Genomic DNA, 7,831 nt, shown 5'->3' with positions numbered 1-7,831 from the left:
TCTCCCTACGCGCCCCCGTCCGGGTCGGGAACCCGCCTGGCCCCGGGGGGGGGGCCGGCCGCCCCGCCCCCCCCGCTCCCTTCCGTCAGCTGTCGGACGACTCGTCCGGTCAGCCGTCCAGCGACTCGATCGTCGCGTTGGACGGCGCGCGGGTGGCCCGCAGGTCGCGGGCCACGTCCTCGGCCGCGCCCAGCACCCGCACCGAGTTCTGCCAGGTCAGCTTGGCCAGGTCGGACCTGGACCAGCCGCGGTCGAGCAGTTCGGCGATCAGGTTGGGATAGCCGGAGACGTCGTTCAGGCCGTCGGGGGTGAACGCCGTCCCGTCATAGTCGCCGCCGATGCCGAGGTGGTCGATCCCGGCGACCTCGCGCATGTGGTCGAGGTGGTCGGCGACCGTCGCGACCGTGGCGACCGGCCGCGGGTTGCTCTCCTCGAAGGCGCGGTGCACCCGCATCGCCTCGGCCGTGGTGTCGAGGTGGTGGAAGCCGTGCGCCCGCATGTTCGCGTCGGCGGCGACCGTCCAGTCCACCGCCGCCTGGAGCACGAACTTCGGCACGAACGTCACCATCGCGACGCCGCCGTTGGCGGGCAGCCGCTCCAGCACGTCGTCCGGGATGTTGCGCGGGTGGTCGCAGACGGCCCGGGCCGAGGAGTGCGAGAAGATCACCGGCGCGGACGAGGTGTCCAGCGCGTCGCGCATGGTCGTCGCCGCCACATGGGAGAGGTCGACGAGCATGCCCAGGCGGTTCATCTCCCGGACCACCTCGCGGCCGAACACCGACAGACCGCCGACCGCCGGCTTGTCGGTCGCCGAGTCCGCCCAGGCCACGTTGTCGTTGTGGGTGAGGGTCAGATAGCGGACGCCGAGGTCGTACAGCCCGCGCAGGGTGCCGAGGGAGTTGGCGATCGAGTGGCCGCCCTCCGCCCCCATGAGGGAGGCGATACGGCCCTCGGTGCGCGCGCTCTCCATGTCGGCCGCCGTCAGCGCCCGGCGCAGGTCCGCCGGGTGGCGGTCGAGCAGCTGCCGTACGCAGTCGATCTGTTCCAGCGTCGAGGGCACCGCGTCGGGCAGGTCCGAACGGACGTACACCGACCAGTACTGCGCGCCGACCCCGCCCTCGCGCAGGCGGGGGATGTCGGTGTGCAGGTGTTCGCTCTGCCGGGCGGCGATGTCGCGGGCTTCCAGGTCGTAGCGCACCTGCTCGCGCAGGGCCCAGGGCAGGTCGTTGTGACCGTCCACGACCGGGAACTCGGCGAGCAGCGCGCGGGCCTCTTCGAGGGACGTCATCCGCGCGCTCACTTCCCGAAACCGAAGCCGGCCGTGCCCTCGACCTTGGCGCGCAGCCGCTTGCCCTTCTCGGTGGCCTGGTCGTTCAGCTCCTGCTGGAAGTCGCGCATCCGGGTGAGGAGCTCCTCGTCGTGGGTGGCGAGGATGCGGGCCGCGAGCAGACCGGCGTTGCGGGCGCCGGCGACGGAGACGGTCGCGACCGGCACACCGGCCGGCATCTGCACGATCGACAGCAGCGAGTCCATGCCGTCGAGGTACTTCAGCGGCACCGGGACGCCGATGACCGGCAGCGGGGTGACCGAGGCGAGCATCCCGGGCAGGTGGGCGGCGCCGCCGGCCCCCGCGATGATCACCTTGATGCCCCGGTCGGCGGCCTGCTCGCCGTACGTGATCATCTCGCGCGGCATCCGGTGCGCGGAGACGACGTCGACCTCGTAGCCGATCTCGAACTCGTCGAGGGCCTGGGCGGCGGCCTCCATGACGGGCCAGTCGGAGTCCGACCCCATGACGATGCCTACGACAGGGCTCATTCGGTGATCGTGCCTCTCAGGTAGCCGGCTGCGTGACGGGCGCGCTCCAGCACGTCGTCGAGGTCGTCGCCGTAGGTGTTGACGTGACCGACCTTGCGGCCCTGCTTCACGTCCTTGCCGTACATGTGGATCTTCAGCTGGGGGTCGCGGGCCATGCAGTGCAGGTACGCCGCGTACATGTCCGGGTAGTCGCCGCCCAGGACGTTGACCATGACCGTCCACGGCGCGCGCGGACGCGGGTCGCCGAGGGGCAGGTCGAGAACGGCCCGGACGTGGTTGGCGAACTGCGACGTGATCGCGCCGTCCTGCGTCCAGTGGCCCGAGTTGTGCGGGCGCATGGCGAGTTCGTTGACGAGTATCCGCCCGTCCCGGGTCTGGAACAGCTCGACGGCGAGGTGGCCGACGACGCCGAGTTCCTTGGCAATGCGCAGCGCCATCTCCTCGGCCTTCAGGCCCACGGCGGGGTCGAGGTCGGGGGCGGGGGCGATGACCGTGTCGCAGACCCCGTTCACCTGGCGGGACTCGACCACGGGGTAGGCGACCGCCTGGCCGTGCGGGGAGCGCACGACGTTCGCCGCCAGCTCCCGTACGAAGTCGACCTTCTCCTCCGCGAGGACCGGGACACCGGCCCGGAACGGGTCGGCGGCCTCCTCGACGGAGTCCACGACCCACACGCCCTTGCCGTCGTACCCGCCGCGGACGGTCTTGAGCACGACGGGGAACCCGTCGCCCTCGGCCGCGAAGGCGGCCACGTCCTGCGGGTCGGAGACGATGCGGTGCCGCGGGCACGGCACACCGATCGCGTCGAGTCTGGCCCGCATCACGCCCTTGTCCTGGGCGTGCACGAGCGCGTCGGGGCCCGGACGGACGGGGATGCCGTCCGCCTCCAGGGCCCTGAGGTGCTCGGTGGGCACATGTTCGTGATCGAAGGTGATCACATCGCACCCACGGGCGAACGCGCGCAGCGTGTCCAGGTCGCGATAGTCGCCGATGACGACGTCGCTCACGACCTGTGCCGCGGAATCCTGAGGGGTGTCACTGAGGAGCTTGAACCTGATGCCGAGCGGAATGCCTGCCTCGTGTGTCATACGAGCGAGCTGGCCACCGCCGACCATGCCGACTACCGGGAACGTCACGCCCCTAGGGTATCGGCCACGCCCGAACGACCGGTTCCACGCCTCTTACCGACGGCTTTCCTGCCTCATACCGGGCATTTTCCGGGTTCTTTCCAAGCTGTTCCCGGCCTGTGGGCCCGTCCACAGGAAAGCCCGCAGGGGGCCGGTTAGCATGGCTGGGTTGACGTAAACCGACCCGGACGGGGGCACGCACAGCCATGGAACACGGTTCCTCGGGGCTGCGACGACTCGTGCGCGAGGTCGCGAAGTTCGGCGCCGTCGGCGGCGCGGGGCTTCTGGTCAATCTGGGTGTGTTCAACCTGGTGCGCCATGCGACGGACCTGCCCGTCGTGCGGGCCAGTGTCATCGCCACGATCGTCGCCATCATCTTCAACTACCTGGGCTTCCGCTACTTCACGTACCGGGACCGCGACCGCACCGGCCGCACCCGGGAGCTGACCCTCTTCCTGCTGTTCAGCGCGGTCGGTCTCGTGATCGAGAACGGTGTGCTGTACGCGGCGACGTACTGGTTCGGCTGGGACAGCCCGCTCCAGAGCAACATCTTCAAGTTCCTCGGCATCGGCGTAGCCACGCTGTTCCGGTTCTGGTCGTACCGCTCGTGGGTGTTCCGGACGCTGCCCGCACGGGAGGCCGTCGCGGACGCGGAGTCGCTGCTGAAGGCGGAGTCGAAGAGGACGCGGACCCAGCGGGTGAGCTGACCCGGCAACGACGCGGACACCCGGCAGAGGGGTCCTGGTGCCGCGGCGCTAGCGGACCGTCGGCTCGTCCTCCGCAACGAGCGTGCGCTTCAGCGGCGTACGCGACAGGAACAGGCCGAAGACCGGCGGCTGCGCCTGGAGCATCTCCAGCCGGCCGCCGTCCGCCTCCGCGAGGTCGCGGGCCACGGCGAGACCGATGCCCGTCGAGTTGCGGCCGCTGATCGTCCGCTCGAAGATCCGCGCCCCCAGATCGGCGGGGACGCCCGGTCCCTCGTCCGTCACCTCGATGACCGCCTGGTTGCCGGTGACACGGGTGCGCAGGGCGACCGTGCCCCCGCCGTGCATGAGCGAGTTCTCGATCAGCGCCGCCAGCACCTGGGCCACCGCGCCGGGCGTGCCCACGGCCCGCAGATGGCGCTTGCCCGAGCTGACGATGGCGCGGCCCACCCCGCGGTACGCCGGACGCCACTCCGCCAGCTGCTGCTGGATGACCTCGTCGAGGTCGAAGGAGACCGCCGAGCCGGTTCGGGGGTCCCGGGCGTTGGTCAGCAGCCGCTCCACCACGTCCGTCAGCCGCTCCACCTGCGTCAGCGCGATGGTCGCCTCCTCCTTCACGATGTCCGGGTCATCGGTGAGGGTGATCTCCTCCAGCCGCATGGAGAGCGCGGTCAGCGGCGTACGGAGCTGGTGGGAGGCGTCGGCGGCCAGGCGCCGCTCGGCGGTGAGCATCCGGCCGATGCGCTCGGCGGAGGCGTCGAGGACGTCGGCGACCCGGTCCAGCTCGGGGACGCCGTACCGCTTGTGCCGGGGGCGCGGGTCGCCCGAACCGAGGCGCTCGGCCGTCTCCGCGAGGTCGGTGAGCGGTGAGGCGAGGCGGTTGGCCTGGCGGACCGCGAGGAGGACCGCGGCCACCACGGCCAGCAGCGCCACCGCCCCGATGATCAGCAGGGTGCGGCCGACCTCCCGGGTCACGGACGAGCGCGGCTCCTCGACCGTGACCGTCTCGCCCTCCTCGCCCTTGGCGGTGGAGCGGATCACCTCACCGGCCGGCCTGGTGCCGATCTCGATCGGCCGTTGGCCGGGCATCACGATGCGGGCGTAGCGCTCCTGAGCCACCTGGCCGCGCAGTATCCCCGCGGTGACGGTCTCCTCGCCGAGCAGCCGGCTGTCCACGATGCTGGCCAGCCGCAGGGCCTCGGAGTCCACTCGTTCCTGGGCGCTGTTGCTGATCGTCCGGGTCTCGACGAGCACCAGGGACACGCCGAAGACGGCGATGACGACGAGCACCACGGCGAGCGTGGACTGGATCAGTCGGCGGCGCATGACCTCTTACCTAGCGGACACGGACGCGTCACCCGGCGGGCGCGGGTTCAGCTCTTCTCGAAGCGGAAGCCGACGCCCCGTACCGTCGCGATGTAGCGGGGGTTGGCCGCGTCGTCGCCGAGCTTCTTGCGCAGCCAGGAGATGTGCATGTCGAGGGTCTTGGTCGACGACCACCAGGTGGTGTCCCAGACCTCGCGCATCAGCTGGTCGCGGGTCACGACCCGGCCGGCGTCGCGGACCAGCACCCGCAGCAGGTCGAACTCCTTGGCGGTGAGCTGGAGTTCCTCGTCGCCCATCCACGCGCGGTGGGACTCGACGTCGATGCGCACACCGTGGGTGGCGGGCGGCTGCTGGGGCTCGGCGGCGCCGCGCCGCAGCAGGGCGCGGACGCGGGCGAGCAGTTCGGCGAGCCGGAAGGGCTTGGTGACGTAGTCGTCGGCGCCCGCGTCGAGACCGACGACGGTGTCCACCTCGTCGGCGCGCGCGGTCAGGATGAGGATGGGCACGGCGTGGCCCTCGGCGCGCAGCCGGCGGGCCACCTCCAGGCCGTCCATTCCGGGCAGGCCCAGGTCCAGCACGACCAGGTCGACGCCGCCCTGCATTCCTGCGTCGAGCGCGGTGGGGCCGTCCTCACGCACCTCGACCTCGTACCCTTCCCGGCGCAGGGCGCGGGCCAGCGGCTCCGAGATGGACGCGTCGTCCTCGGCGAGCAGTACACGGGTCATGAGGTGATGGTAGTCCGCCCCGGACGGCCGCCGAGGTGTGATCGCCCTTGCGGTTTCTTACCGAGGGACATGCCGGACATGGTCCGGGATCGGCCGCCTCGCGAACTTCTCCGGACGCGCCCGCGATCTTGTTACGGATCAAGGAACGGAGGATGTCATCCTTGGATCGGCACGTCGGCCTTCGAATGAACGAAAACAGTTCCATGATCGCCTGTGATCCCCGTCTCAACTCCTTCCATATCAGGCACTGTCCTGACGTATGGTGAATCAACGCCTCTAGCACAGCGGGGACCTTTGGCGAAGTGTGACGCTGAAGGTCTCTTTCATGTGCGGGCTGGTCACGCCAGCCTCGAGTAGGAATGACCTGTGGCCGGGCCTCTCAGCGCATTGACGCGCGTAGAGGCGTGGATCCCGGTGGTCGTCGTCCACCGCTTCGTGATCCGGAGCGGACCCCCTGTGGGCGTGGGGTGGACGTGACAGGACCGCCGGTGCCGGCCGCCCCCCACCGGGCGCCGCGACGCTCCAGCAGCGCGCGCGTCCCGAGCAGCAAGGAACGACCAATGGCGTCCAGCCTGACGAAGGATTCGGTCCGTCCGGGCACCCCCGGCTCCGAGAAGACCTTCTTCGGCCACCCCCGCGGACTGGCCACTCTCTTCATGACCGAGATGTGGGAGCGTTTCTCCTACTACGGCATGAAGGCCCTGCTCCCGCTGTACCTGGTGGCACCGGGGGGCCTGCACATGAGCGCGGCCACCGCCACGGCCATCTACTCGGTGTACCTCTCCCTCGTGTACCTGCTCGCCCTCCCCGGCGGCTGGTTCGCGGACCGGGTCCTCGGCCCCCGCAAGACCGTCGCCGTCGCCGGCGTCATCATCATGCTGGGCCACCTCACCCTGGCCCTGCCCTCGTCCGGCACCTTCTTCGCGGGCCTCGGCCTGGTCGCGATCGGCTCCGGTCTGCTGAAGTCCAACATCTCGACGATGGTCGGCCACCTCTACAAGGGTGCGGACGACGCGCGTCGTGACGGTGGCTTCACCCTCTTCTACATCGGCATCAACCTCGGCGCGTTCGCCGCGCCGCTGGTCATCGGCACCGTCGGTGAGAACGTCAACTGGCACCTGGGCTTCGCGCTCGCCGCGCTCGGCATGGCGCTGGGTCTTGCCCAGTACCTGCTGGGCTCCCGCCACCTCGACGCCCAGTCGAGCGTCGTCCCCACGCCGCTGTCCCCCGCGGAGAAGTCGGCCACGCTGCGCAAGTCGGCCCTGTGGGCGGTCGTCGCGGCCGTCTTCTACTCGGTCGTCGTCGTCACCGGCCACTACACGCTGAACTGGCTGCTGGTCCCGATCACCATCGCCGGTCTGCTCATCCCCGTCCTGGTCATCGCCCGGATCAAGCGGGACAAGGACCTCGACCGCGCCGACCAGTCGAAGATGTCCGCGTACATCTGGTTCTTCGTCGCCGCGGCCGTGTTCTGGATGATCTACGACCAGGGCGGCTCCACGGTGTCCCTGTTCGCCGACTCCTCGGCGAAGAACACCATCTTCGGCTGGGACTTCCCGGTCTCCTGGTACCAGTCGGTCAACCCGGTCATGATCATGGCGCTGGCCCCGGTCTTCGCCTGGGCCTGGCTGGCGCTCTCCCGGCGCGGCAAGGAGCCGAGCACCGCGACGAAGTTCGCCATGGGCCTGGTCCTGATCGGCGCGTCGTTCTTCCTGTTCCTCGCCCCGCTGGCGATCGCCGACGGCGGTCACAAGGCGGCCGCTATGTGGCTGGTGGCGATCTACTTCGTCCAGACCGTCGGTGAGCTGACGCTCTCCCCGGTCGGCCTCTCCGTCACCACGAAGATGGCGCCCGCGAAGTACGCCTCCCAGATGATGGGTGTCTGGTTCCTGGCCGTCACCGCCGGTGACGCCACCACCGGTCTGCTCTCCATCGCCGGTGTCGACCTCAACAAGACGGGCATCGTGGCCTTCCAGGCCGTGCTCGCCGTGGCCGCCGGTGCCGCGGTGTGGATGTACCGCAAGAAGGTCAAGGAGCTCATGGGCGACGTCCACTGACGTCCCCCCGAGGCCGCCGACGCCCACCGGCGTCCGGCCGGGGCTGATCCACGAGAGGGCCCCCGTAACCCCAC

At 70.2% G+C, this 7,831-nt stretch carries 7 protein-coding genes; 2 read left to right on the top strand and 5 right to left on the bottom strand.

From position 1 onward, the window contains the following. Positions 1-109: 109 nt before the first annotated feature. Genes ABT085_RS41030 through ABT085_RS41020 form a run of 3 tightly spaced genes read right to left on the bottom strand, consistent with a single transcriptional unit; the run spans position 110 to position 2,954 of the window. The gene (locus tag ABT085_RS41030) at positions 110-1,288 is read right to left on the bottom strand and encodes a dipeptidase (RefSeq protein ID WP_351620554.1); all 1,179 of its coding nucleotides are present in this window, start codon (positions 1,286-1,288) and stop codon (positions 110-112) included. An 8-nt stretch (positions 1,289-1,296) separates the two neighbouring features. Further along, a complete protein-coding gene (gene purE / locus ABT085_RS41025) occupies positions 1,297-1,818 on the bottom strand; it encodes a 5-(carboxyamino)imidazole ribonucleotide mutase (protein ID WP_351620551.1) in 522 nt (173 codons plus the stop codon). After that, a complete protein-coding gene (locus tag ABT085_RS41020) occupies positions 1,815-2,954 on the bottom strand; it encodes a 5-(carboxyamino)imidazole ribonucleotide synthase (RefSeq protein WP_351620548.1) in 1,140 nt (379 codons plus the stop codon). The genes purE and ABT085_RS41020 overlap by 4 nt, the downstream gene beginning before the upstream one ends. A gap of 197 nt (positions 2,955-3,151) precedes the next feature. Between ABT085_RS41020 and ABT085_RS41015 the strand changes: the two genes are divergently transcribed. Continuing rightward, on the top strand, positions 3,152-3,652 hold the full coding sequence (locus tag ABT085_RS41015; protein ID WP_351620545.1) for a GtrA family protein: 501 nt from the start codon (positions 3,152-3,154) through the stop codon (positions 3,650-3,652). A 48-nt stretch (positions 3,653-3,700) separates the two neighbouring features. On the opposite strand, the gene ABT085_RS41010 is transcribed toward ABT085_RS41015, so the two are convergent. Both ABT085_RS41010 and ABT085_RS41005 read right to left on the bottom strand, forming a co-directional pair. Continuing rightward, positions 3,701-4,975 (bottom strand): sensor histidine kinase, encoded by a 1,275-nt coding sequence (locus ABT085_RS41010; RefSeq protein ID WP_351620542.1) that lies wholly within the window; start codon positions 4,973-4,975, stop codon positions 3,701-3,703. A 47-nt stretch (positions 4,976-5,022) separates the two neighbouring features. Then, positions 5,023-5,700: a response regulator transcription factor gene (locus ABT085_RS41005; protein ID WP_064533465.1), complete on the bottom strand. Its 678-nt coding sequence runs from the start codon at positions 5,698-5,700 to the stop codon at positions 5,023-5,025. Between the two features lie 560 nt (positions 5,701-6,260). Between ABT085_RS41005 and ABT085_RS41000 the strand changes: the two genes are divergently transcribed. Continuing rightward, positions 6,261-7,757, top strand: a complete 1,497-nt coding sequence (locus ABT085_RS41000) for an oligopeptide:H+ symporter (RefSeq protein WP_351620539.1) — start codon at positions 6,261-6,263, stop codon at positions 7,755-7,757. Positions 7,758-7,831 lie beyond the last annotated feature (74 nt).

It is taken from the genome of Streptomyces sp. NPDC002265 (genome assembly GCF_040296125.1).
In the GTDB taxonomy this organism is placed as follows: Bacteria; Actinomycetota; Actinomycetes; order Streptomycetales; family Streptomycetaceae; genus Streptomyces.
The sequence above is the reverse complement of the archived record's forward strand: the minus strand, read 5'-3'. Positions and strand labels throughout refer to the sequence as shown.

Excerpts from the sequence above, each read along its gene's own strand:
- ABT085_RS41030 (WP_351620554.1), bottom strand. The coding sequence starts at position 1,288 with ATGACGTCCCTCGAAGAGGCCCGCGCGCTGCTCGCCGAGTTCCCGGTC.
- purE (WP_351620551.1), bottom strand. The coding sequence starts at position 1,818 with ATGAGCCCTGTCGTAGGCATCGTCATGGGGTCGGACTCCGACTGGCCC.
- ABT085_RS41015 (WP_351620545.1), top strand. The coding sequence starts at position 3,152 with ATGGAACACGGTTCCTCGGGGCTGCGACGACTCGTGCGCGAGGTCGCG.
- ABT085_RS41010 (WP_351620542.1), bottom strand. The coding sequence starts at position 4,975 with ATGCGCCGCCGACTGATCCAGTCCACGCTCGCCGTGGTGCTCGTCGTC.
- ABT085_RS41005 (WP_064533465.1), bottom strand. The coding sequence starts at position 5,700 with ATGACCCGTGTACTGCTCGCCGAGGACGACGCGTCCATCTCGGAGCCG.
- ABT085_RS41000 (WP_351620539.1), top strand. The coding sequence starts at position 6,261 with ATGGCGTCCAGCCTGACGAAGGATTCGGTCCGTCCGGGCACCCCCGGC.